The following is a 22,704-nucleotide window of genomic DNA, read 5'->3' on the forward strand; positions in this document are numbered from 1 at the left end:
CATCAGCCCGTCGCCGTTGGGTGAGGCGTGACCGTCGGTGGCGACGGGCATCGATGTACCGGCACGGCCCCTCGCGCCGGATCCCGGCTGCGGGTGCGAAATTTCAGCCCCTCCGGCGTTTGAGGAGCGGGGTCTGGGGCGGAGCCCCGGGGTGGGTCGGGTAGGGGCGGAGGGGGCGAGGAAAAGGGGTGAGCCAGGCCGACTTGGCGGGTCAGTCCTGGGGAGCCAGGCCGGCTGGGCAGGTCAGTCCTGGGGGGCCAGGTGGGCCGGGAAGCCGCCGGTCGCCACCGGACCCCAGCGAGTGGGAGTGATGCGGATGATCGACTTGGCCTGCTTGCGCATCGCCGCCCGATACTCGTCCCAGTCGGGATGCTCACCGGCGATGTTCCGGTAGTACTCGACAAGGGGCTCGACGGAGTCCGGGGAGTCGATCACCTCGGCGGTGCCGTCGACCTGCACCCAGGGCCCGTTCCACTCGTCGCTGAGGACGATCAGACCGACCCGCTCGTCCCGCTTGGCGTTACGGGTCTTGGCGCGCTCGGGATACGTCGAGACGACGATGCGGCCCGAGTCGTCGACACCACAGGTCAGCGGGGACCCCTGGGGCCCGCCGTCGGCGCGGCGGGTGAGCAGGATCGCCCGGTGGCGGGGGCGTACGAAGTCCAGCAACTCGTCCAGGGAGACAGAGGTGTTCGTCGCGATGTTGGGTGCCATGCGATCAGCGTAGGGCGCGTGCCCCGCGATCGCCCGCGGGCCGGGCCGGTGGGCGGCACCCGACCTCGGCAAAGCGGCTAAAGTGCTCTTCATCCTGTGCTCGCAGTCGGGAATGTGCTGCGGAGCTCTCCTGCGCATGGCCGTATGGCCTTGCATGCCGAAGAGGTTCGTGGTGGCTGCGTCTGATTTTTCTGAATTGTCCCGTTCTGATACGGATTTTGAGCTGGCAGAGGGCCTCACTGCCGCCGCTCAGCAGTTGCACGAGACATCGAGTCCCCACGCCACCCTGCGCACCGCCGTCCGGCTGGCCGTGCGCATCCTGCCCGGCGTCGAGTACGCCGGCATCTCCGTCATCGAGCCCAAGGCACATCGGCAGACGCTGGCCTGGACGGACGAGGTCGTCCGTTCCGCGGACGCCCTGAACGCGGGCCGTGAGAATCCCCCGTACTGGAACCGGCTGTGGACGGCTCCGGTGGCCGGGATCGAGGACAGCGCCGCGAAGGGCGGCGACGGGGATCTCGCCCTGTCGGGCCTCGGGCTGAGGTCGGTGCTGTCGCTGCGGCTGCGGGCCGACCGGCGCCGGCTGACCGTCCTGACCGCGTACGCGCGGGCCCCGCGCGCCTTCGACGAGTCGGCCACCCGGATAGGGCGGCTGTTCACCGCGCACGTCGGCATCGCGCTGGACTCGGCGACCCTGCGTGAACAGCTCACCGAGGCGATGCGGACCCGGGATCTGATCGGGCAGGCCACGGGCATCCTCATGGAGCGGCTCGACATCGACGCGTCCGAGGCGTTCGACAGCCTCGTGCGCACCTCCCAGCGGGAGAACGTCAAGCTCCGTGACCTGGCCCGACGGATCGTCGACGCCAGCGAGGGCGAGTGAGCCGGGCTCAGACCGCCGGCAGCGACTCGCCCTGCACGGCCTGGATGTCGAGCTCCACCTTCAGGGTCGTGCCGATGGCGGAGATGCCCGCCTGGACTATCTGGTTGTAGTGCAGGGCGAAGTCCTCGCGGTGGAGTTCGGCGGTCGCGCGGAACGCGGCGCGGGTGCCGCCCCAGGGGTCGGCGCCGGTGCCGAGGTAGGCGAGGTCGAGGTCGACGGGACGGACGACACCGTGCAGGGTGAGCTCGCCGTGCACGGTCCAGCGGTCGGATCCGGCCGGTGTGAGGCCCGTCGAACGGTAGGTGATCTGCGGGTACTTCTCGGCGTCGAGGAAGTCCGACGACTTCAGATGCCCGTCGCGCATGCCGTTGCCGGTGTCGATGGAGGCGGCCGTGATCGTCGCCTCGACACGGGAGGCGGTCACGTCGCCGTGGGCGATCTCGATGCGGCCCGCGAAGTCCGTGAAGCGGCCGTGCACGCTGGAGATGCCCAGGTGCTGGGCGACCGCGCCCACGGAGGAGTGTGCCGGGTCGACGGTCCACGGTCCCGGCGGGGGAAGTTCGGTGCCGCCCCGGCGGGCCAGCGTCACCTGGCCGACCTCGGCCCGGCCGGCCGCCGTGACGATGGCCCCGGAGGCGGCGGGCGCGTACCCGAGCGCGGTCACGATCACGGTGTAGGCACCCGGCGCGAGGCTCGTGGTGTCGCGTACGGCTCCGTCGGTGTCCGCCTCGGCCCGCAGCACCTGCGCGCCGGCCGAGTCGGTCACCGTGACGACCGCGTGCGACACGGCCCATCCGTCCCGTGTGCGGATCTTCGCGGTCAGTCCCATGGCAGTAACTCCTTGCGATGAACCAATGAAAACCGGCCCGTGGGGGGGGGGGGCGCACCTCCGCTCAGAGTGCGCGCATCCCCACGGGCCGGGGCTCGGACTACTCGCCCGGGTGGGCGAGTTCGATGTCGTGGTCGTCCGCCCCACGGCCGCCGACGGTCAGCGCGGTCGCCACCGGCGGGTAGCCCGCCGCGATGACGGTGTACTCGCCGCCGTCCAGATCGGTGAAGGCGTACGCCCCGTCGCCGCCGGTCCTGGCCGTGCCGACCACGTTCCCGGCCGCGTCCACCAGCGTCACGCGGGCGTCCGACAGCGGACCGTGCGGGGCCCGTACGACACCCTGGACCTGGGCGCCAGAGTCGAGGTCGACCTCGATGCGGGTGACCCCGGTCCCGCCGACCTCGACGGGCAGCGCCCGCGGCCGGGGGGGCGCGGGGGGGTCGCCGCCCCGGACCACCCCCCCCCCCCCCCCCCGCCCGCCCGCCCCCCCCCCCGCGGCCGGTGGCCCGCGGCGTTCACCGCGACCGTCACCACGCCGGGCACCAGCTCGGTGAAGGCGAACTGGCCCTGCTCACCGGTGGTTCCGGTGGCCAGCACATCCCCGCGGACGTCGGTCACGACGACCATGGCGTCCTTGACCGGGGAGGCGCCCTCGGCGGCCCGGACGACACCGCTCAGCCCGCTGGTGCCGCTCAGCAGGATGTCGTACGCGAGCGGCTCCTCGTGCACGACGATCGTCGCGGCCTGCGGCTGGAAGCCGTCGGCGGAGGCGATCAGGACGTACGAGCCCACACCGGGCGCGTCGAGGGCGTAGGAGCCGTCGGCCTGCGCGACCGAGCGGCCGAGCTGGCGTCCCTCGGGCGAGATCAGCGTGACCGCGGCCTGCGGCACGGGCGCGCTCTCGGCGCCGCGGACCTGGCCGTGCACCCGGATGCCGCCGGACGCGGGCCGGGGGTCGCCCTCCCGCGTCGCGGTGGCGACGGCGGCGAGCTGCCGGGTGCCTTCGGGAGCGGTCCCGGAGGCGGCTTCGGTGGTGGCGACGGCCGGGGCGAGGGCCGCGGTGGCCGCTGCCTCGACGGCCTCGGCGACGGGCGCCCCGGTGACCGGTGCCCCGGACTTCTCCGCGGCGGCCTGGGCCAACGCGCCGGACGTCCGCAACGGGACCTCCTTGATGAACAGCACGATGAGGAAGGCAACCAGCGCCAGACCGGAGGCGATCAGGAAGACGTCCGCGATGCCGTGGCCGTACGCGCTCTCCATCACGGTGCGCAGCGGCGCGGGCAGCTTGTCCATGTCCGGGATGCTGGAGGTGGAGTCCGAACCGGAGCCCAGGGCCGCGTACTTGGGGCCGAGGTCGGTCAGGCCCTGCTTGGCGTAGTCGGTGATCCGGGTGGCCATGACCGCGCCGAGCGCGGAGACACCGATCGCACCGCCGAGCGAGCGGAAGAACGTCACCGTGGAGCTGGCCGAGCCCAGGTCGGCCGGCGCCACCTGGTTCTGCGTGGAGAGCACCAGGTTCTGCATCATCATGCCGACGCCCAGGCCCAGCAGCGCCATGAAGATCGCGATGTGCCAATACGTCGTGTCGTAGCGGATCGTGCCCAGCAGGCCGAGGCCCGCGGTGACCAGGAAGCCGCCGCTGACCAGCCAGTACTTCCACCGTCCGGTCTTGGTGATGACCTGGCCGGAGACCGTGGAGGAGATGAACAGGCCGCCGATCATCGGGATCGTCATGACGCCAGACATCGTCGGGGACTTGTCCCGGGCGAGCTGGAAGTACTGGCTGAAGAAGACGGTGCCGGTGAACATCGCGACACCCACGAAGAGCGAGGCGAGGGAGGAGAGGGTGATCGTGCGGTTGCGGAACAGCCGCAGCGGGATGATCGGTTCGCTCGCCCGGGACTCGACCAGCACGAACAGCAGGCCGAGCACGATCGCGCCGCCGACCATCGCGAACGTCTGCCACGAGACCCAGTCGTACTTGTCACCGGCGAAGGTGACCCAGACCAGCAGCAGCGAGACCGCGGCGGAGATGAAGAACGCGCCGCCCCAGTCGACCTTCACGTCCCGCTTCACGACGGGCAGGTGCAGGGTCTTCTGCAGCACGATCAGCGCGATGACCGCGAACGGCACACCGACGTAGAAGCACCAGCGCCAGCCGAGCCAGCTCGTGTCGGTGATGACGCCGCCGAGCAGCGGGCCGCCCACCGTTGCGACGGCGAACGTCGCGCCCAGGTAGCCGGAGTAGCGCCCGCGCTCACGCGGGGAGATCATCGCGGCCATCACGATCTGCGCGAGGGCGGACAGACCGCCGACGCCGATGCCCTGGACCACACGGCAGGCGATGAGCATGCCGGGGTTCTGGGACAGACCGGCGGCGGCCGATCCCAGTACGTAGATGATCAGCGCTATCTGGACGAGCGCCTTCTTGCTGTACAGGTCGGACAGCTTGCCCCACAGAGGCGTGGTCGCGGTCATGGCCAGCAGCGAGGCGGTGACGACCCAGGTGTAGGCGGACTGGCCGCCGCCCAGGTCGCCGATGATCTCGGGGAGCGCGTTGGTGACGATCGTCGACGACAGGATCGCGACGAACATGCCGAGCAGCAGCCCGGAGAGCGCCTCCATGATCTGCCGGTGCGTCATCGGAGCGCCGTCGGCGCCTCCGTGCTTGGCGTGAGAGCCCCGCACACCGGCTGGTGTGGTCGTTGCCATGGGCTTCCTTTTCTTCCGTGTTTACGCGGGTGTACGGGTGGTCGGTTCCGATACGTCTACGTCTGTCGCGTACGGGGGAGGGTGCGCGGGCGTCCACTGCGGGGAGCGGCAGTCGCCGAAGCTCTCGCGCAGCCGGCCCATCAGCTCGATGAGCAGCCCGACCTCGTCGTCGGACCAGTGGCTCAGCCGGTCGGAGAGCAGTCGTGACGTGCGCAGGGACAGCTCGTCGAGCTGGGCGTGCCCGGCCGCGGTGAGGCGCAGGATGCGTGAGCGTTTGTCCGCCGGGTCGGGGGACCGTTCGATCCAGCCCCGGTCGGCGACGTGCGCGACATGGCGGCTGGTCACCGACATGTCCACGGACAGCAGCTCCGCGAGCCTGCTCATCCGCATCTCGCCGTACCGGCCGAGCAGGGTGAGCACGGCGGCGGATCCCGCGGGGCAGTCGGGCGGCAGGATCCGTCCCATGCCCCGCTTCACGGCACCGATGGCACTGAGCTGACGAGCCAGTTCCTCGTACTGCGCCTGCTCGGCCATCACACCCCCCTTATTCGTTGCTTAGGGCAACCATAAAGAAGTTGGTTGCCGCAGGCAAACGAGTTCGAGGCTTCAGGGATAAAAAGTTGGCAAAGGCAAGTGTTGGCGAACGGAAACGTACAGGTGGGAGGGGCGGACGGGGAGGGAGATGCGGACAGGGAGGGAGATGAGGACGGGACGGCCGTCGAGGTGAGGAGGCGGCGAGGAGGTGGCGCGGAGGCGGTGTGCGCGCTGGTCGCGGGTGGTGTGCGGTCGCGTCACGATCGGCGTGAAGAGGAACCCGGCACTTGGGCAGCCCGCGCGCATTCGCTAGGGTCCGGCCTATGGCAAACACCCAGGGCCCCGAGGGCAACTACGACCCCGCGGGCAGCACTCAGATGTTCCGTGCGTTCGTCGACGAGGCCCCCCAGGGCCGGCAGCAGCAGGCGGCCGCTCCCGCGGGTCCCCGCGTGGGTCTGATCGTCGGCGTCGTCCTCGTCGTCGCGGTCGTCGCCGCGGTGGCCTGGCTCGCCCTCATGTGATCGTGCGGGACCGTGTGACCGCGCGGGAACGCGCGGGCGTACGGGACCCGTGAGTGCCGGGAGCCGGGCCGGATCGTACGGCCGTGCGCGACCGGTGAGTTCCGTGCGGGGCGGTAAGAGCGGGCGCGACCCGTGGGTTCCGTGCGGGGCGTTACGAGCGTGCGGGACCGGTGGGTTCCGTGCGGGAACGTACGAGCGTGCGGGAACGGTGGGTTCCGTGCGGGACGGTACGAGGGCGCGCGACCCGTCGGTTCCGTGCGGGACGGTACGACCGTAGGTGTCGGCGTGACCGGCGCGTGAGCGGGCGGCGTGACCCGGAAGGGCCAGGCCCCTACTTCCACTCGACGGACACGTCCTGGGTCTCGACGTGCATGCCCAGCGGCACCCGCCAGGAGTCGACGCACACCGTCCAGGTCCCGCTCTTCCTCGCACCGGCGGCGATCGGCGACGGAAGGGACTCGGTCGACCGGATCGTCGCCCAGTCGATCCCGAGCGCCCCGATGATGTGCGTCCCGAAGGTCACCGTGCCCGAACGGACCGCCGTACCACCGGTGTTGCTGAAGGAGAGGGTGACCTTCTCGCACCACCGCCGATCGGTGGCCGCGCGCGTGGGCTCGCTCACGGCGAGCGCGGCGGGCCGGGCACTCGCCGTCGGGGCGGGCGCGGGCGGCGTCGAAGAACTTCCCGAACTTCCGCCCGTACGGCCAGAGTCGGCACCGGAGGATGAACCGGTCGACGAGCCGGCAGATGAACCGGCAGACGAACCGGAGGACGAAGAGGACCCTCCGTCGGCGCCGGTTCCCGTGCCTCCTGAACCGTCCGTCCCGGTCCCGGTCCCGGAGCCGGCCTCGCCGGCACTCGAGCCGACCGAGCCGGCGGAACCGGCCGTCGAACCGGCCGAGCCGTTCGCGGCACCCGTGCCGTCCGTCGAGGCCCCGCCGCCCGGACCGGTGGCCGAGGGCTCCTTGCCGGACCCGGAACTCCCCCTGCTCCCGCTGTGGTTGGAGCCGTCCAGGGGTGCCAGGGACACCTCCCCCGACGGCGCCACCGCCACCCCCGACGCCCGCGGGGAGCCGTCCGCGGCCCCGACGGCGGCATAACCGCGGTCCTCGCCGCTCCCGCACGCGGCCAGCAGCCCGCCCAGACACAGCACGGCCGCCGAGGTGCTCACCAGGAGACCTCGGCGACCGTTTGTCGATCCGTGACGCATCGGCTCGTGACGCATCGCGCCAGTGTGGCTGACGATCCGTCAATTATGAACCCCGCGTGGGACGGTCAGTCGGAGATGAGGCCCTCGCGGAGCTGCGCCAGCGTGCGGGTGAGCAGCCGGGAGACGTGCATCTGGGAGATGCCGACCTCCTCGCCGATCTGCGACTGGGTCATGTTCGCGAAGAAGCGGAGCATGATGATGCGACGCTCGCGGGGCGGCAGCTTGGCGAGCAGCGGCTTGAGCGACTCGCGGTACTCCACGCCCTCCAGCGCGGTGTCCTCGTAGCCGAGGCGGTCCGCGAGGGAGCCCTCGCCGCCGTCGTCCTCGGGGGCGGGTGAGTCGAGCGACGACGCCGTGTACGCGTTGCCGACGGCGAGGCCGTCGACCACGTCCTCCTCGGACACCCCGAGAGCCGCGGCGAGTTCGGCGACCGTCGGCGAACGGTCGAGCTTCTGCGAGAGCTCGTCACTGGTCTTGGTGAGGGCGAGCCGCAGCTCCTGGAGCCGGCGCGGAACGCGGACGGACCAGGAGGTGTCACGGAAGAACCGCTTGATCTCGCCGACGACGGTCGGCATCGCGAAGGTCGGGAACTCGACACCGCGTTCGCAGTCGAAGCGGTCGATCGCCTTGATCAGGCCGATGGTGCCGACCTGGACGATGTCCTCCATCGGCTCGTTGCGGGAGCGGAAGCGGGCCGCCGCGTACCGGACGAGCGGGAGGTTGAGCTCGATGAGGGTGTCCCGGACGTAGCCGCGCTCAGGGCTGTTCTCGGCGAGTGCCGCCAGCCGCAGGAACAGGGAGCGGGACAGGGTCCGGGTGTCGATGGCGCCCGAGGACTCGGGGACCAGAGCGGCTACCGGGGCCTCGGCGGCAGGGACGTCGTGAAGCGAGGCGTGCGCCTCGGGCACTGCGTCGCTCTTCGTGAGCGTGAGCACCTTCGAGCTGCCCTGATCTGCGGACATGCCACCCCCTTTGGGTCGCGGACGGTCGCGGCAGTCGCTCCCGTCGGAGGAACGCAGCCTCCACCTGAATACCGGAGGCGGGGCCGCGGCAAACGCGCTGCCGGAAGAATGTCACATGTCGGCAACACGCTGTAGAGACTTGTCGACATGTAGAGGGTGGATCGGCCCTGGAAAAAGGGGGTCTGACAGATAATCAGCGCTGAACTGACGTAAAAAACAACCTTGGGCGATTAGCTCTTTCCGGTCACGCCTCGATCCTGTTTGCGGATCGAAGACGCGCGAAGCTGCGGGCGAGGAGCCTTGACACATGCATCTGGGAGACACCCAGCTCCGCGCTGATCTGTGACTGGGTGAGGTTGCTGTAGTAGCGGAGGAGCAGGATCCGCTGTTCGCGTTCGGGCAGTTGTACGAGAAGGTGCCGTACGAGGTCGCGGTGTTCGACTCCGTCGAGCGCCGGGTCCTCGTAGCCGAGCCGGTCGAGCAGCCCCGGCAGTCCGTCGCCCTCCTGGGCCGCTTCGAGGGACGTCGCGTGGTACGACCGTCCGGCCTCGATGCAGGAGAGCACCTCCTCCTCGGTGATGCGCAGCCGTTCGGCGATCTCCGCGGTGGTGGGCGAGCGCCCGAAGGCGGTCGTCAGGTCCTCGGTGGCGCTGTTCACCTGCACCCACAGCTCGTGCAGCCGGCGCGGTACGTGCACGGTGCGAACGTTGTCACGGAAGTACCGCTTGATCTCGCCGACGACCGTCGGCATCGCGAAGGTCGGGAACTGCACGCCCCGGTCCGGGTCGAAGCGGTCGATGGCGTTGATCAGGCCGATGGTGCCGACCTGGACCACGTCCTCCATCGGCTCGTTGCGGGAGCGGAAGCGGGCCGCCGCGTAGCGGACGAGCGGCAGGTTCGCCTCGATCAGGGCGCCGCGGACCCGGTTGTGCTCCGGGGTGCCCGGCTCCAGCACCTTGAGTTCGCCGAAGAGCACCTGGGTGAGGGCCCGGGTGTCGGCGCCCCGGCGCCGCTCCTGAGGGGCCTCCTGGACCGGTTCGGGGGCGGCCGGGGGGCCCTGGGCGCCCGGTGCGGCGTTCGGTGCCGTGGTCTGCGTCATGGACTGTGCCGGGGGTGACGGCGGGGCGGAGGCGAGGGCCGTCGCCCGGTTCTGGGCCGGGGCTTCCTCCTGGGGCGGCGCAGTACTGGCCGACACGGTCAACGCCACCTCTTCGTTCGTCAACGATCCGTCGACGTATCCGTCAACTCATCCGTCAAAAGCGGTCATAGCATCACAAGACATGTGCACTGTGTGCAAGCACCGCATAACGCCGTGTTGAGGGTGAATTGGAGGTGAGTTGGGGTTCAAGACGTCGAAAACCCCTGACCGGTTGCGGTCAAGGGCTCGGTAAGAGTGTGCGATCAAAAATGGTCAGAACGGGTAGTCGGCGATCACCCAGGTGGCGAACTCGCGCCAGAGAGCGACGCCGGCCGTGTGGGCCGGGTGCTCCAGGTAGCGCTTGAGGGCGTCGGCGTCCTCGACGGCGGCGTTGATGGCGAAGTCGTACGCGATGGGCCGGTCGCTGATGTTCCACTCGCATTCCCAGAACCGCAGCTCGGGGATCTGCTCGCCGAGCGCACGGAAGGCGGCGACGCCCTCGACGACGCGGGGCTCGTCGCGCCGGACGCCGTCGTTGAGCTTGAAGAGGACCAGATGGCGGATCACGGGTACTCCCTGGTGATGAGGTGGTTCTTCGCTCGGTCACGCCCTTCGGGGGACGCGCCTCGCTCCGTCGGGCCTGCTCGGTGCCGGGTGTACGGAGTCCCCGGCGCGCCGGCGTCGGTGCCTGACGTCAGTTCTTCGCTCCGTCGGCGACCCAGGTCATGAAGTCGCCTATCGCCCCGGCGGCGCTCGATATGCCCTCGAACGCTATCTGTACGTAGTCGGCGGCCTTGGCCGGATCCGTGATGATCACGTAGAGCGCGAAGACCACCAGCACGTAGATGGCGATCTTCTTCGAATTCACCGCCATCGCGGCCTCCCCTGTGACTCCTGCGCCCGTCGGCCCCCTGCTGCCGGCGGTGAGTGTAACCTTCACGCCGCCTTTAAGGACCAACGGCCCGCTGGTAGAGGTCCTTTGCGGGGCCTGAGCGGCGTTCTCGCGGCCCAGGATGGAAGGGAGCCCCGGCAGGAACCGTCAGGAGTCCACGGGGCCCGGAGGGACCCCACTGCGGGGTCCTCGCCGCCCGACTTCCCCCGAGACGGCGGCGTGGACTTGCGGGTCCCTTCGAGGGGGAAGCGGGCGCCCCCGAATTGCGCCCCTTCCCCCTCCGCCCTTCAACTGGCCACGGATCGGTTCTCGGACGAGCTAGGAATGCAGGACGTAGTCTTCGCCGCCGTAGAGGGATTCGTAGTGGATCTCGATCCGGAGCCGTCGCAGAACCAGATCACCGAAGTCGGAGTCTTGATCGCGCTCGAAGGGGGCAAGCCGCAGTAGGAAAACACTCTGCCCCGCCAGGATCACGGTTCCGCCGGGTAGTCCGTACTTCTGCACACCGTCTCGCATCTGACCCAGGACGCGGTCGAAGACCGATGGCTGGTCCAAGTCCGGCATTGATCAGTTCGATCCCCGATTGGCGAGCCACGCCATCCTTGATCTGCCGCTGCTGGAGAAGGGGACGCACCGAGTGCTTGTTGTGGATCACGTTCAGTCTCGATTGGACTATGGACACGTAGAGCGATCCCAACGCGATCAAGGTAGCTGCCGCAGCGGTCACCGATTCCGCACTCATCGCGCCCCCAAGGTGTGCCGTCTTGCAAGCAGCCTTACCCGACCGCCTTGCGCGTCACCCTGCTTTGAGGCCTTTCACGCCTGGCATCTCAAGGTCGAAGGCCCCACGCTTCCAGCGCCGCGATCACGACTGCCGGGTCACCCTCGAACACAGATGAGGTTCGTGTGGGTCAGCGGCATCCTCTTGGGCCGGCCCGACCGAGACGGAGCAGCACGAAGGGCCCGATCCATTGGATCGGGCCCTTCGTCTACCTGCGGTAGCGGAGGGATTTGAACCCTCGGTGACTTGCGCCACACTCGCTTTCGAGGCGAGCTCCTTCGGCCGCTCGGACACGCTACCGAGGGAGACCCTACCCCAAGGTGACCCGTGGTCTGAAATCGTTTCGGCGGCCCGGTCAGCGGTCGCGGAAGAAGTCGGTCAGCAGTGCGGCGCAGGCGTCGGCGAGAACGCCCTCGATCACTTCGGGCCGGTGATTGAGCCGCCGGTCCCGGACGACGTCCCAGACGGATCCGGTCGCGCCGGCCTTCTCGTCGCGGGCGCCGTAGACCACCCGCTCGACACGGGACTGGACGAGCGCGCCCGCGCACATCGTGCAGGGCTCCAGGGTGACAACGAGCGTGCACCCGGACAGCCGCCACTCTCCGAGTCTCGCGGCGGCCCGGCGCAGCGCGAGGACCTCGGCGTGCGCGGTCGGGTCGCCGGTGGCCTCGCGTTCGTTGTGCCCGGCCGCCAGCACGGTCGTCCCGTCCGGGGACAGCACGACGGCACCGACGGGAACGTCCCCGCCCCGGACGGCCAGCCGTGCCTCGTCCAGGGCGAGCCGCATCGGGGCCCGCCACCGGTCGCGTACGGGATCGGGCGGCGGGGGTACCTGACGCGGGGTGCTCATCCGGGGAACGTAGCGGAATCCCGCCGGGTGCGGCGGACGGCACGGAGACGGTGAGCGGCGGACGGCAGGCGAAGGTCCGGCCCGCTGGATCGGGCCGGTTCGCCGGTATGGGGGCAGGGGCGCGGGCGAGGGTGGCCGGGCCCGCCGTTTCCGGAGGCCCTGACCTGTTCCGGAGGTCCTAGCGGACGGTCTCCAGGACCTCTGCCGCTCCCAGGGCCTCGGCGATCGTGCCGAGCGCGTCGCCTTCGTCCAGGGCCAGCAGTTCCTTCTCGCTCACTCCGAGGTCCGCGAGGATGTAGCGGTCCCCGACGGGGCTGTGCGAGACGGCGTCCCCGGACACGCTCACCTGGTCCTCGTCGTCGTCCTCGGAGTCCCCTGGTTCACCGTCCTCGGTGCCGTCCAGATCGAGGGAGTCCAGGTCGGCGTCGTCGTCGCCGGGCTCCCGTCCCAGTAGTTCGTCCGTGAGCAGGATCTCGCCGTACGAGCTGCGGGCGGCAGCGGCGGCGTCCGAGACGTAGATACGAGGATCCTCCTCGCCGTCCACGCGGACGACGCCGAACCACGCGTCCTCCTGCTCGATGAGCAGGAGCACCGTGTCCTCGTCCGAGACCTCACGGGCCAGATCGGTCAGATCCGACAGGGTTTCCACATCGTCGAGCTCTGTATCGCTCGCTTCCCACCCGTCTTCGGTGCGCGCGAGCAGTGCGGCGAAGTACACCGTGACCCTCCCACTGGTCATAGGTGTGCCGGTTGGGGTTCCCCCCGGCGGAGGCTGTGGGCGAGGAGTGCTGCTGCTCCGAGTCCCGCCCACTCGGAATCGTGGCAGAAAGACAGCGTTCAGGGGACGTCTTCGGCCTGCTGTGTCCGCCTCTTTTGATCGCTAACAGCGGATCGTACGCGGATGCCCGCGCCGTGTGGACACCTCCTCGCCCGACACGTCCGCCACACGGCCCCTCGTGAGGCGGGCGCGGCCCGGTTCCGCGGCGGGCGCGCGGCCGGGTTCGTCCGCCCGCGCGCCGAACGGCGAGCGGGCGCGTCCCCTTGTCGGGGCGGGGGTGCCACGGGTGCCGGCGCGGCTCTGCCGCGGGAGCGGGACCGGCTCTTCCGCGCCGAACCCCTCCGTGGGCGTGTCGACCTGGTGGCGGCGCGCCGGGTCCGAGCCCGTCGCTGTGCGCGGGCTCAGGCGGCGGTGCGTCCGGTCACCAGCGGAAGGTGCGCATGCGCATCGCGTGGCGCAGGCGGGCCGTCTTGGCCCGGCGGGGCTGTACGCGGTCACGCAGTTCGCGCGCCTCGGCCAGGTCGCGCAGGAACTGGGCCCGCCGCCTCCTGCGCTCGGCGTCGCTCTCCAGCCGTTCGGACGACTCCTCTTGCTGGTCCCGCATCGGCACACCACCCCAGGTCCGTCCCTCCCACCTTCCCTCCGATGGATGGTTTGATGCCAGCGGACGGGTGATGCCGGGGGGACGGGACTTGCCGGGCGGGTCAGTGGCGGGTGCCGTCGGCCCCGCTACTGTTGTGGACATGCGTCTTCACGTCGTCGACCACCCCCTGGTCGCCCATAAGCTCACCACCCTGCGCGACCGGCGCACCGACTCCGCGACCTTCCGGCGGCTGGCCGACGAACTGGTCACCCTCCTGGCCTACGAGGCCACCCGCGACGTGCGCACGGAGCAGGTCGACATCGTGACGCCGGTCTCCCCGACCACGGGCGTCAAGCTCTCCTACCCGCGCCCGCTCGTCGTGCCGATCCTGCGCGCGGGCCTCGGCATGCTCGACGGCATGGTCCGGCTGCTGCCGACCGCCGAGGTGGGCTTCCTGGGCATGGTGCGCGACGAGGAGACGCTCCAGGCCTCCACGTACGCCACCCGGATGCCGGACGACCTCTCCGGCCGTCAGGTGTACGTCCTGGACCCGATGCTGGCCACCGGCGGCACGCTCGTCGCCGCGATCCAGGAGCTGATCAAGCGCGGCGCCGACGACGTCACCGCCGTGGTCCTTCTCGCCGCCCCCGAGGGTGTCGAGCTCATGGAGCGCGACCTCGCCGGCACCCCGGTCACCGTGGTCACGGCCTCGGTCGACGAGCGCCTGAACGAGCACGGCTACATCGTGCCGGGCCTCGGCGACGCGGGTGACCGCATGTACGGGGCCGCCGAGTAACTCCGTGGCTCCGCGGCACCCGCGGAGCGCTCCGGTAGGCACACGACTCCGAAGCCGGCGGCTCGCACGCGAGCGCGGCTCCGGAGTCGCGGGTGTCTCTCCGTGTCCGGTCCCGGGGTCAGCAGTTCTTCTTCGAGCCGGCGGTCGCCGGCTTGGGCTGCGTCAGGACGGTCAGCGCGTTGTCGGCGTCCTCCTTCTTCGACAGCGCCTTGAAACCGTTGCCGATGATCAGGTCGACCGTGGTGGCCTGGGCGCGGCCGTCGGTCTTCAGCTCGGCGCCGGAGAGCTGGGTGTTGAGGACGGGCAGCGCGGCCTGTCCGGCGGCCTTGGCGCCGAGCAGTATTCCGGCGCCCGTGACCTTCTTGTCGTACGCGGCCGTCGCGTTGCCCACGTCACCGATCTTGAAGCCGCGCTTCTTCAGCTCGTCCGCCGTCTGCTTCGCGAGCCCGCTTCGGGGTGTCGCGTTGAGGACGTTCACGGTGATCTGGCCGGGCCTCGGCAGCGTGGACGCGACCGCGGCGGCGGCAGCGGCGGAGGCCTTGGCCTCCGGCGTGACCTTCGACGCGCAGTCCGCCTTGGTGCCGGCCGCCGTGGCCTCGCTGCCGCCCGTGTAGATGTCGATGAGCTGCAGGGACCCCCACCCGATCAGCCCGAGAACGGTGACGGAGCTGAGGCTCACGAACACGAACTTGCGACGCCCGCGGGGGCGGCGCATCCGCGGGTACTTGTCCCCCGTGATCCGATACTGGCCACCCATGCCAGGGGGAGTAAGCATGCTCATGGGCGCAGCGTAGTGCGCCGGGGCGCCAATGCCTACTAGATGATCATTGCCCGGCGTTCAGTTCAACCCATTGGGGTCAAGCCGTGGCCATTAGTCCAGTTCAAGAACGCGCGCGTGCAGCACCTGACGCTGCTGCAGCGCGGCGCGGACGGCGCGGTGGAGGCCGTCCTCCAGGTACAGATCGCCCTGCCACTTGACGACGTGGGCGAAGAGATCGCCGTAGAAGGTGGAGTCCTCGGCGAGGAGGGTCTCCAGGTCGAGCTGGCCCTTCGTCGTCACGAGCTGATCGAGGCGGACCGGGCGCGGCGCGACGTCCGCCCACTGCCGGGTGCTTTCCCGGCCGTGGTCGGGGTACGGCCGGCCGTTTCCGATGCGCTTGAAGATCACACGGAAAGCCTACCGGTCAAGACCTTCCGGGCGCAGCCATGGCGGCGGAGTGCGACGCTGGAAAACATGTCGTAAATCCTTGCAAACCGGGAACAGAGGTCTGATATGAGTGACGGTGAGACCGTCCGGTCGGCTGCCGCCGGGACCGCTCCCGAGCGGGCCACCGGCGCCCCCGCGCTCCCGAGGGAGGCCCTGGAGATCGCGGCCGGCTACGCCTTCGCGGGCCCCGCTCTCGACCTCGGCGCGCTGCTCTGGGACGGGGCGTGCCTGTCCGACGCGCAGATCCGTGTTCCGCTGCCGATGCTCAACCGGCACGGCCTGGTGGCGGGCGCCACCGGCACCGGCAAGACCAAGACGCTCCAGCTCATCGCCGAGCAGCTCTCCGCGCAGGGGGTCCCCGTCTTCCTCGCCGACATCAAGGGGGACGTCTCCGGGATCTCGGCTCCGGGCGAACCGGGCACGAAGGTCCGGGAACGGGCCCAGGAGGTCAGCCAGGAGTGGACACCGAACGGCTGCCCCGCGGAGTTCTACGCGCTCGGCGGTCTCGGCCACGGCGTTCCCGTACGCGCCACGGTCACCAGCTTCGGGCCGGTGCTGCTGTCCAAGGTGCTCCAGCTCAACCGGACCCAGGAGCAGTCGCTCGGCCTGATCTTCCACTACGCCGACCAGAAGGGTCTGGAACTGGTCGACCTCAAGGATCTGCGCGCGGTCGTCGCCTTTCTGACCTCGGACGAGGGCAAGCGGGAACTGAAGGGGATCGGCGGTCTTTCCACCGCCACGGCGGGCGTCATCCTGCGCTCGCTGACGGCCTTCGAGGCGCAGGGCGTGAGCCCCTTCTTCGGGGAGCCGGAGTTCGACACGGGCGAGCTGACGCGGCTGGCGCCGGACGGCCGGGGCGTGGTGTCGGTCCTCGAACTGCCCGCCGTGCAGGACAGACCGCAGCTGTTCTCGACGTTCCTGATGTGGATGCTCGCCGATCTCTTCCACGACCTCCCGGAGGTCGGCGACGCGGACCGGCCGAAGCTCGTCTTCTTCTTCGACGAGGCCCATCTGCTCTTCAGCGACGCGTCGAAGGCGTTCCTGGACTCGATCACGCAGACCGTCCGGCTCATTCGCTCGAAAGGGGTCGGCGTCTTCTTCGTGACGCAGACGCCGAAGGACGTACCCGCGGACGTTCTCGCCCAGCTCGGCAACCGCGTCCAGCACGCGCTGCGGGCCTTCACGCCGGACGACCAGAAGGCGCTGAAGGCCACCGTGAAGACGTTCCCCGACTCCCCGTACGACCTCGAAGAGGTCCTCATGGGACTGGGCACCGGCGAGGCCGTGGTCACCGTGCTGAGCGAGAAGGGCGCCCCGACGCCCGTCGCGGCGATCCGGCTGCGCGCGCCGGGGTCGTTGATGGGTCCGGTGGAGGCGGACGCGCTCGACCGGGCGGTGCGGGAGTCGCCGCTGTACGGGCGGTACGCGCAGGCGGTGGACCGGGAGTCGGCGTACGAGAAGCTGACGGCGGCCGAGGCCTCCGAGGCGCGGCCCGAGCCCTCCGCGTCCTCCTCACGACCGCCGTCCTCCTCGCGACCGCGGGGCGGGACGGGCAACCGGTCCGACACCCGGTCCGAATCCGAGGCCGGTCCCGGCGGCCGGAGCCGGCCGAAGGAGGAGCCCTCCATGGTCGAGCAGGTCGTCGGCAGCGGGCTGTTCAAGTCCCTGGCGCGGTCGGTGGGTACCCAGATCGGGCGGGAGATCACCCGCTCGGTCTTCGGAACGGCACGCAGGCGGCGCTGACACCGGTCCCCGTCCCCCGGGCGGCCGGGAAGCGGCGCCGATGCCGGGGGAGGGGAACGGGGCCCGGGGTCAGGTGCGGGCGGCCTTCGCCGCCGCCTTCATCTCCTGCTTGTGGGCGCGGACCTTGGCGAGGGACTCCGGGCCGGTGATGTCGGCGACCGAGCGGAAGGAGCCGGATTCGCCGTACGGTCCCGCCGCCTCGCGCCAGCCCTCGGGGGCGACCCCGAGCTGCTTGCCGAGGAGGGCCACGAAGATCTGGGCCTTCTGCGGACCGAAACCGGGGAGTTCCTTCAGCCGTCGCAACAGCTCCGCGCCGCTCTCGGCGTCCTTCCAGACGGCGGCGGCGTCTCCGTCGTAGTGCTCGACGAGGTACTGGCAGAGCTGATGGATGCGCTTGCCCATCGAGCCGGGATAGCGGTGCACGGCGGGCTTGGCGGAGAGCAGCTCGGCGAACTTCTCCGGGTCGTACGAGGCGATCTCGTGCGCGTCGAGATCGTCCGCCCCCATGCGCCGGGCGATCGTGTACGGGCCCGCGAAGGCCCACTCCATCGGCACCTGCTGGTCCAGCAGCATGCCGACCAGGGCCGCGAGGGGGCTCCGGCCGAGCAGTTCGTCGGCCTCGGGCTGCTGGGCGAGGTGAAGCGTGACGTCCATGGACCGATGATCCCGCGTACGGGGGCGGGCCGCGCGGTCGCGGCCGTGCCGGCCGCCCGGCTGAACCGGGTCCTCACTGCCGACGTACGATCCCAAGATTAAATTAGGTTAGCCTAACCTGACATGACTGGGGATGGACCGTGACCGCCGAGACCTACCGTGACCCTTGGGGCATCCCGCACCTGCGCGCCGGCAGCGCCCTGGAACTCGCCCACGCCCAGGGCCGGGTCACCGCCCGGGACCGCGCCTGGCAGCTCGAGGTCGAGCGGCACCGCTGCCAGGGCACCTCGGCCGCGTTCCTCGGCGCCGAGTCCGTCGGCTGGGACCGGTTCGCCCGGCAGGCCCGGCTCGACGACACCGCGCGACGCTGCTTCGCCTCCCTGGAGCGGCACGACCCCGAGACCGCCGCGTGGGTCGTCGCGTACGTCGACGGCGTCAACGCCGGGCTGGCCGAAGGAGCCGCGCGGGCACCCGAGTTCGCGGCGAGCGGGCTCACTCCCGGGCGCTGGGAGCCCTGGAGCCCGCTGGGGGTCTGGCTCGGTACCCACATCCTCTTCGCCGGATTTCCCGCCAAGCTGTGGCGCGAGGAGGTCGTCCGGCGGCTCGGCGCGGACGCCGTCGGCCTGTTCGCCATGGACGGGCCGGGCACGGCCGGGAGCAACGGATGGCTGGTGAGCGGCGAACGCACCGCCACCGGGCACGCGGTGATCGCCGGTGACCCGCACCGCTTCATCGAGGACCCCGGCGTCTATCAGCAGATCCGTCTGTCCTGCCCGGAGTTCGACGTCGTCGGCATCGCCGTCCCCGGTGTCCCGGGCATCGCCCACTTCGCCCACACCGGAACCGTCGCCTGGGCGATCACCAACGCGATGGCCGACTACCAGGACCTCTACCGCGAGCGGCTGCGCGACACCGGTACCGGGGCCGTCGAGGCCCTCGACCCCGACGGGGTGTGGCGGGCCGCGGCACGGCACACCGAGCGGGTGGAGGTGGCCGGCGGCGAGAGCGTCGAGGTCGAGGTGATCGAGACGGCACGCGGACCCGTGGTGATCGGGGGCACCGGCGCCGAGGAGTCCATCAGCCTGCGCTACCCGCCCCGCGTGACCGCGGACCTCGGCTTCGGCGCGCTCCTGCCGCTGCTGCGGGCCCGCCGGGTCGCCGACGTGGACCGGGCCCTCGACGCCTGGGCGGAGCCGGTGAACGTCGTGCAGGCCGCCGACACCGAGGGCGGGGTGCTGCACCGGGTCGCGGGACGGGTCCCGCTGCGCGCCACGGCCAACCGCGTGCGGGTGGTGAACGCGTGGGAGGCCGGCCACGAGTGGACCGGCTGGCACGAGACGCCGTACGGCCCGGTCGAGGACGGACTCGCCGTGATGGCGAACCAGCGCGGCCCCGCGACCCCGCTCGGAGTCGAGTTCGCGCCGCCGCACCGCGCCGACCGCATCCGCCGACTGCTCGACACAGGGCGGACGCTGGCGGCGGCGGACATGCCGGCCATCCACATGGACACCCGTCTCGGCTCCGCCGCGGCCCTGCTTGACCCGCTGGCCGCGCTCGAACTCTCCGGCGCGGCGGCAGAGCTCCGGGACCGGCTCCTGCGCTGGAACCGGCACATGGACGCCGGCAGCGGCACGGCCGCGCTGTTCGCCCAGGTGCGCGACGCGGTCGTACGCCGGCTCGTGGCGCACCCGGCGCTCGCCGTCCTGGCCGACCCGCCCGCCCGTCCGGCCGTCTTCCTGCCCTGGCTCGCGCTCACCCCGCGCGTCGCCTTCGCTCTCGAGAACCTGCTGACGGCGGGGAAGTCGTACGGCATCGACCGCGACGCCGTGATCCGGGCGGCCGTCGAGGAAGCGGCCGCCGCGCCCGTCTCCCGCACCTGGGGCGACACCCATCGCCTCGCCCCCTGGCGGGCGCTCCCCGGCACCCCGTACGACGAACCGGCTCTGTCCGGCGACAACGACTGCGTCCTGTCCACCTCGTCGCTCCCCGGACTGACCGACCTGAGCGCCCGGGGACCCGCGGCCCGGTACGTCTGGGACCTCGCCGACCGGGACGACAGCCGCTGGGTGGTGCCCTTCGGAGCCGACGGCGTTCCCGGCGCGGTCCACCACCGCGACCAACTCCCCCTGTGGCTCGAGGGAGACCTCGTTCCGGTGACCACCGACTGGAACACGCTGACCAAGGAGAGCGATGACGACTGAGACGTACGCCGGCACCCGTGAGGCCGTTCACGAGCAGCGGATCGACGGGTTCGGGACGGTCCGCGTGCTGCCCGTGGACCCGCACGCCGACCTCGACGTGCTGCACGGCTGGGTCACCGAGGAGCGGGCCGCGTACTGGGGGATGACCGGGTTCACGAAGGAGCAGGTGCTGGAGACCTATCTGCACCTCGACTCGCTCGGCACCCACCACGCCTTCCTCACGCTCAAGGACGGCGTCCCGGCCGCGCTCTTCCAGACCTACGAGCCCGAGGCCGACCGCGTCTCCGAGTGCTACGAGGTCCGGCCCGGCGACATCGGCGTCCACCTGCTCATCGGGCCCCCGGCACCCGGCGCCGGCGGGCGGCCGGGCTGGTCGTCCACCCTGCTGTCCGCGTTCCTGGCGTACGCGCTGACCGGACTCGACCGGCGGCGGGCCGTCGTCGAACCCGACGCCCGCAACGCCAAGGCCATCGCCCGGCTGACCCGGCAGGGTTTCGTCCCCGCCGGAGACATCGTGCTCCCGGAGATCGACCTGCCCGAGGTCCGGCTGCCCGAGAAGCACGCCCGGCTCGCCTTCCTCACGCGCGAGGCCTTCGAGAAGGGCCCGACGGCCCCGAGGTGAGCCGGACGCGGCCCGATTCCGTACATGACCGAGACTCTGGACATGCGGATACGGAGACGGCGTGTGAACGGAAGCGGGCAGCGAGAGCGACGGCTCGGCGCCAGGGCCCTGGCCCTGCTGGGCGGTGTCCTGGTCCTGGTGCTCTTCGGCGGCGTGAGCGGCGCGTCCGCCCACGCCGCGCTGACGGGCACCGATCCGCGGGAAGGCAGCGTGCTGAAGTCGGCGCCCCGCCGGGTGACGCTGACGTTCAGTGAGTCGATCGGCCTCTTCGACGACTCCTTCCGCGTGCTCGACCCGGAGAACCGGCGCGTCCGCACCGGCGAACCCGAGCACGCGGACGGCCGTTCCGACACCGCCGGCGTCACCCTGCCGCGCGGTCTCCGCGACGGCACGTACACGGTCGCCTGGCGGGTCGTCTCGGCGGACAGCCACCCCGTCTCCGGCGCCTTCACGTTCTCCGTCGGCAAACCCTCCGCGACCCCCGCTCCGCCGCCGCCCACCACCGGCGACCCCGTCTCCTCCGCCCTCTACGACATCGCCCGCTACGCCGCGTACACCGGACTCGCCCTGCTCATCGGCGCGGTCACGTTCGTGCTCGCCTGCGGCTTCCCGGGCTCCGTCCGGCGGCTCCTCGTGACCGGCTGGTGGATCCTGCTCGGCTCCACGTTCGCGCTGCTCCTGCTGCGCGGCCCCTACGAGCGCGGCACCGGTGTGTCGGAGGTCTTCGACCCGGACGGCCTCAGCGACACCCTGGGGAGCCGGCCGGGCGTCGTCCTGGTGGCGCGGCTGGCGCTGCTCGCCGCCGTGGCCTTCGTGCCCCCGAGGGTGCCGGTACGGGACCGGGGAGCCGGCCGCGGCGTCCTGGTGCTCGGGGTGCTGTTCTCGCTGGCCCTGGCGGTCACCTGGGCCGCCAGTGAACACGCGTCCGCCGGGATCCAGGTGCCCGCCGCGATGGTCTCCTCCGTCCTGCACCTGCTCGCCATGGCGGTGTGGCTCGGCGGTCTGGCCGCCCTGCTGGCCGCCCTGCACCGCCCCGCCGAGCCGGTCCCCCCGGCCGTCGTCACCCGCTTCTCCCGGCTCGCCCTCACCTCGGTCGCCGTCCTCGCGGTCACCGGCGTCTACCAGTCCTGGCGCGGCCTCGGCTCCTGGGACGCGCTGACCTCGACGGCGTACGGCAGGCTCCTGGTCGTGAAGGTCGCCCTGGTGGCGCTCCTCCTGGCGGGAGCCGCGTTCTCACGGCGCTGGACGGTCCGGCCGGCGACGACGCGGACCCCCGCCACCGTCCCGGCCGGCCGCGTCGCGGTCCCGGTCGCGGCGACGCGGACCCCCGCCACCGTCCCGGCCGGCCGCGTCGCGGTCCCGGTCGCGGTGCCGGCCGGGGCGTCCAAGGGCGCCGTCTCCGGGGACGTACGCGAGGAGCCCGCGGACGGGGAGGACACGGACGGCCGGAAGGCCACGACGGGGGACGAGCCGGCGGCGGAGGTACCCGAGGCCGAGGAAGCGGCCTCGGACGGGTCGGCGGGAGGCGGGGCGAAGGACGCGCCCGGGGACACCGAGTACCACCGGGGACTGCGTCGCTCGGTGCTCGCCGAGGTCACCGTCGGCATCCTGGTGCTGGTGATCACGACGATGCTGACCGGGACCCAGCCGGGCCGCGCCGAGGCGGAGAGCGCCGACGCGGTCGCGGCCGTGCGCAGGGTGACCTCGAAGACGACCCTGGTGCCCTTCGACGTCGGCACCCCGGGCGGTCACGGCAAGGCCCAGGTCGAGCTGACGCCCGGCCAGGTCGGGGAGAACTCCGTGCAGGTCGTGATCTTCGGCCCCGACGGCGGCCTCGTGACCGTCCCCGAGGTGCGCCTGACCTTCACCCTGGAATCCCAGAAGGTCGGCCCGATCGACGCGGAGATCACCGACAAGGGCGGCTACTGGACCTCCGACGGCCTCACCCTCCCCCTGCCCGGCACCTGGACGATGAAGGTCACGGTCCGCACCGGCGATCTGGACGAGGTCACGGTCTCGAAGAAGGTGACGATCGACTGAGCCCGATCGACTGAGCCCGGCGGGCGCGGGCCCCCGCCACGACCGTGGCGGGGG

General features: G+C 71.3%; 24 protein-coding genes and 1 tRNA gene. 7 read left to right on the forward strand and 18 right to left on the reverse strand.

Annotated features, from left to right (window positions below; translation table 11 throughout):
* Positions 1-243 precede the first annotated feature (243 nt).
* Positions 244-714 carry a PPOX class F420-dependent oxidoreductase gene (locus ACFXGX_RS39195; protein WP_355768524.1) on the reverse strand — a complete coding sequence of 157 codons (471 nt, stop codon included), beginning with the start codon at positions 712-714 and terminating at the stop codon, positions 244-246.
* Between the two features lie 154 nt (positions 715-868).
* Between ACFXGX_RS39195 and ACFXGX_RS39200 the strand changes: the two genes are divergently transcribed.
* The gene (locus ACFXGX_RS39200) at positions 869-1,597 is read left to right on the forward strand and encodes an ANTAR domain-containing protein (RefSeq protein ID WP_384801946.1); all 729 of its coding nucleotides are present in this window, start codon (positions 869-871) and stop codon (positions 1,595-1,597) included.
* Positions 1,598-1,604: 7 nt separating this feature from the next.
* Here ACFXGX_RS39200 and ACFXGX_RS39205 read toward each other — a convergent pair whose 3' ends face one another.
* From ACFXGX_RS39205 to ACFXGX_RS39220, 4 genes are all read right to left on the reverse strand, one after another.
* On the reverse strand, positions 1,605-2,426 hold the full coding sequence (locus ACFXGX_RS39205; protein ID WP_384801893.1) for a YceI family protein: 822 nt from the start codon (positions 2,424-2,426) through the stop codon (positions 1,605-1,607).
* 100 nt (positions 2,427-2,526) lie between these two features.
* Positions 2,527-2,724, reverse strand: coding sequence for an SdrD B-like domain-containing protein (locus ACFXGX_RS39210; protein ID WP_384801896.1), 198 nt, complete (start codon positions 2,722-2,724; stop codon positions 2,527-2,529).
* Complete coding sequence (locus tag ACFXGX_RS39215; RefSeq protein WP_384801899.1) at positions 2,721-5,138, reverse strand: MFS transporter; 2,418 nt, start codon at positions 5,136-5,138, stop codon at positions 2,721-2,723. Before ACFXGX_RS39215 ends, ACFXGX_RS39210 begins: the two co-directional genes overlap by 4 nt.
* Positions 5,139-5,159: 21 nt before the next feature.
* Positions 5,160-5,672, reverse strand: coding sequence for a MarR family winged helix-turn-helix transcriptional regulator (locus tag ACFXGX_RS39220; protein ID WP_384801902.1), 513 nt, complete (start codon positions 5,670-5,672; stop codon positions 5,160-5,162).
* A 323-nt stretch (positions 5,673-5,995) separates the two neighbouring features.
* Between ACFXGX_RS39220 and ACFXGX_RS39225 the strand changes: the two genes are divergently transcribed.
* The gene (locus ACFXGX_RS39225; RefSeq protein ID WP_384801905.1) at positions 5,996-6,193 is read left to right on the forward strand and encodes a hypothetical protein; all 198 of its coding nucleotides are present in this window, start codon (positions 5,996-5,998) and stop codon (positions 6,191-6,193) included.
* A gap of 331 nt (positions 6,194-6,524) precedes the next feature.
* Here the strand turns inward: ACFXGX_RS39225 and ACFXGX_RS39230 are convergent, their stop codons facing one another.
* The 10 genes from ACFXGX_RS39230 to ACFXGX_RS39275 all read right to left on the reverse strand — a co-directional run bounded on the left by ACFXGX_RS39230 (position 6,525) and on the right by ACFXGX_RS39275 (position 13,408).
* Positions 6,525-7,364: a hypothetical protein gene (locus ACFXGX_RS39230; RefSeq protein WP_384801908.1), complete on the reverse strand. Its 840-nt coding sequence runs from the start codon at positions 7,362-7,364 to the stop codon at positions 6,525-6,527.
* Positions 7,365-7,468: 104 nt separating this feature from the next.
* A complete protein-coding gene (locus ACFXGX_RS39235) occupies positions 7,469-8,365 on the reverse strand; it encodes an RNA polymerase sigma factor SigF (protein WP_384801910.1) in 897 nt (298 codons plus the stop codon).
* A 244-nt stretch (positions 8,366-8,609) separates the two neighbouring features.
* Entirely contained in the window at positions 8,610-9,560 is a 951-nt protein-coding gene (locus tag ACFXGX_RS39240) for a SigB/SigF/SigG family RNA polymerase sigma factor (RefSeq protein WP_384801913.1), read from the reverse strand.
* Positions 9,561-9,776: 216 nt separating this feature from the next.
* The gene (locus tag ACFXGX_RS39245; protein WP_384801916.1) at positions 9,777-10,070 is read right to left on the reverse strand and encodes a Dabb family protein; all 294 of its coding nucleotides are present in this window, start codon (positions 10,068-10,070) and stop codon (positions 9,777-9,779) included.
* Between the two features lie 127 nt (positions 10,071-10,197).
* A complete protein-coding gene (locus ACFXGX_RS39250) occupies positions 10,198-10,377 on the reverse strand; it encodes a hypothetical protein (RefSeq protein ID WP_384801919.1) in 180 nt (59 codons plus the stop codon).
* Positions 10,378-10,713: 336 nt separating this feature from the next.
* Complete coding sequence (locus tag ACFXGX_RS39255; RefSeq protein ID WP_384801922.1) at positions 10,714-10,950, reverse strand: hypothetical protein; 237 nt, start codon at positions 10,948-10,950, stop codon at positions 10,714-10,716.
* Positions 10,951-11,391: 441 nt separating this feature from the next.
* Positions 11,392-11,476, reverse strand: a tRNA-Ser gene (locus ACFXGX_RS39260).
* 55 nt (positions 11,477-11,531) lie between these two features.
* A complete protein-coding gene (tadA, locus tag ACFXGX_RS39265; RefSeq protein WP_384801925.1) occupies positions 11,532-12,026 on the reverse strand; it encodes a tRNA adenosine(34) deaminase TadA in 495 nt (164 codons plus the stop codon).
* A 178-nt stretch (positions 12,027-12,204) separates the two neighbouring features.
* On the reverse strand, positions 12,205-12,744 hold the full coding sequence (locus ACFXGX_RS39270; protein WP_384801949.1) for a hypothetical protein: 540 nt from the start codon (positions 12,742-12,744) through the stop codon (positions 12,205-12,207).
* Positions 12,745-13,225: 481 nt separating this feature from the next.
* The gene (locus ACFXGX_RS39275) at positions 13,226-13,408 is read right to left on the reverse strand and encodes a hypothetical protein (protein WP_361682768.1); all 183 of its coding nucleotides are present in this window, start codon (positions 13,406-13,408) and stop codon (positions 13,226-13,228) included.
* Between the two features lie 139 nt (positions 13,409-13,547).
* Here ACFXGX_RS39275 and upp point away from each other — a divergent pair, with 139 nt between their 5' ends.
* Positions 13,548-14,183, forward strand: a complete 636-nt coding sequence (upp, locus tag ACFXGX_RS39280) for a uracil phosphoribosyltransferase (RefSeq protein ID WP_261703858.1) — start codon at positions 13,548-13,550, stop codon at positions 14,181-14,183.
* A 118-nt stretch (positions 14,184-14,301) separates the two neighbouring features.
* On the opposite strand, the gene ACFXGX_RS39285 is transcribed toward upp, so the two are convergent.
* Together ACFXGX_RS39285 and ACFXGX_RS39290 are read right to left on the reverse strand one after the other, a co-directional pair.
* Positions 14,302-14,964 (reverse strand): LytR C-terminal domain-containing protein, encoded by a 663-nt coding sequence (locus ACFXGX_RS39285; RefSeq protein WP_384801929.1) that lies wholly within the window; start codon positions 14,962-14,964, stop codon positions 14,302-14,304.
* Between the two features lie 90 nt (positions 14,965-15,054).
* Positions 15,055-15,351: a type II toxin-antitoxin system VapB family antitoxin gene (locus ACFXGX_RS39290; protein WP_003999914.1), complete on the reverse strand. Its 297-nt coding sequence runs from the start codon at positions 15,349-15,351 to the stop codon at positions 15,055-15,057.
* A gap of 105 nt (positions 15,352-15,456) precedes the next feature.
* Between ACFXGX_RS39290 and ACFXGX_RS39295 the strand changes: the two genes are divergently transcribed.
* Positions 15,457-17,133 (forward strand): helicase HerA-like domain-containing protein, encoded by a 1,677-nt coding sequence (locus ACFXGX_RS39295; RefSeq protein ID WP_384801932.1) that lies wholly within the window; start codon positions 15,457-15,459, stop codon positions 17,131-17,133.
* 69 nt (positions 17,134-17,202) lie between these two features.
* Here the strand turns inward: ACFXGX_RS39295 and ACFXGX_RS39300 are convergent, their stop codons facing one another.
* A complete protein-coding gene (locus tag ACFXGX_RS39300) occupies positions 17,203-17,787 on the reverse strand; it encodes an HhH-GPD-type base excision DNA repair protein (protein ID WP_384801935.1) in 585 nt (194 codons plus the stop codon).
* Positions 17,788-17,927: 140 nt separating this feature from the next.
* On the opposite strand from ACFXGX_RS39300, the gene ACFXGX_RS39305 reads away from it, so the two are divergent.
* From ACFXGX_RS39305 to ACFXGX_RS39315, 3 genes are read left to right on the forward strand one after another with little or no spacing between them, the layout of a single operon-like run.
* Positions 17,928-19,988 (forward strand): penicillin acylase family protein, encoded by a 2,061-nt coding sequence (locus ACFXGX_RS39305; RefSeq protein ID WP_384801938.1) that lies wholly within the window; start codon positions 17,928-17,930, stop codon positions 19,986-19,988.
* Entirely contained in the window at positions 19,978-20,610 is a 633-nt protein-coding gene (locus ACFXGX_RS39310) for a GNAT family N-acetyltransferase (RefSeq protein ID WP_384801941.1), read from the forward strand. Before ACFXGX_RS39305 ends, ACFXGX_RS39310 begins: the two co-directional genes overlap by 11 nt.
* Positions 20,611-20,634: 24 nt before the next feature.
* The gene (locus tag ACFXGX_RS39315; RefSeq protein WP_384801944.1) at positions 20,635-22,650 is read left to right on the forward strand and encodes a copper resistance protein CopC; all 2,016 of its coding nucleotides are present in this window, start codon (positions 20,635-20,637) and stop codon (positions 22,648-22,650) included.
* Positions 22,651-22,704 lie beyond the last annotated feature (54 nt).

It is taken from the genome of Streptomyces sp. NPDC059371, assembly GCF_042751995.1.
Lineage (GTDB): Bacteria > Actinomycetota > Actinomycetes > Streptomycetales > Streptomycetaceae > Streptomyces.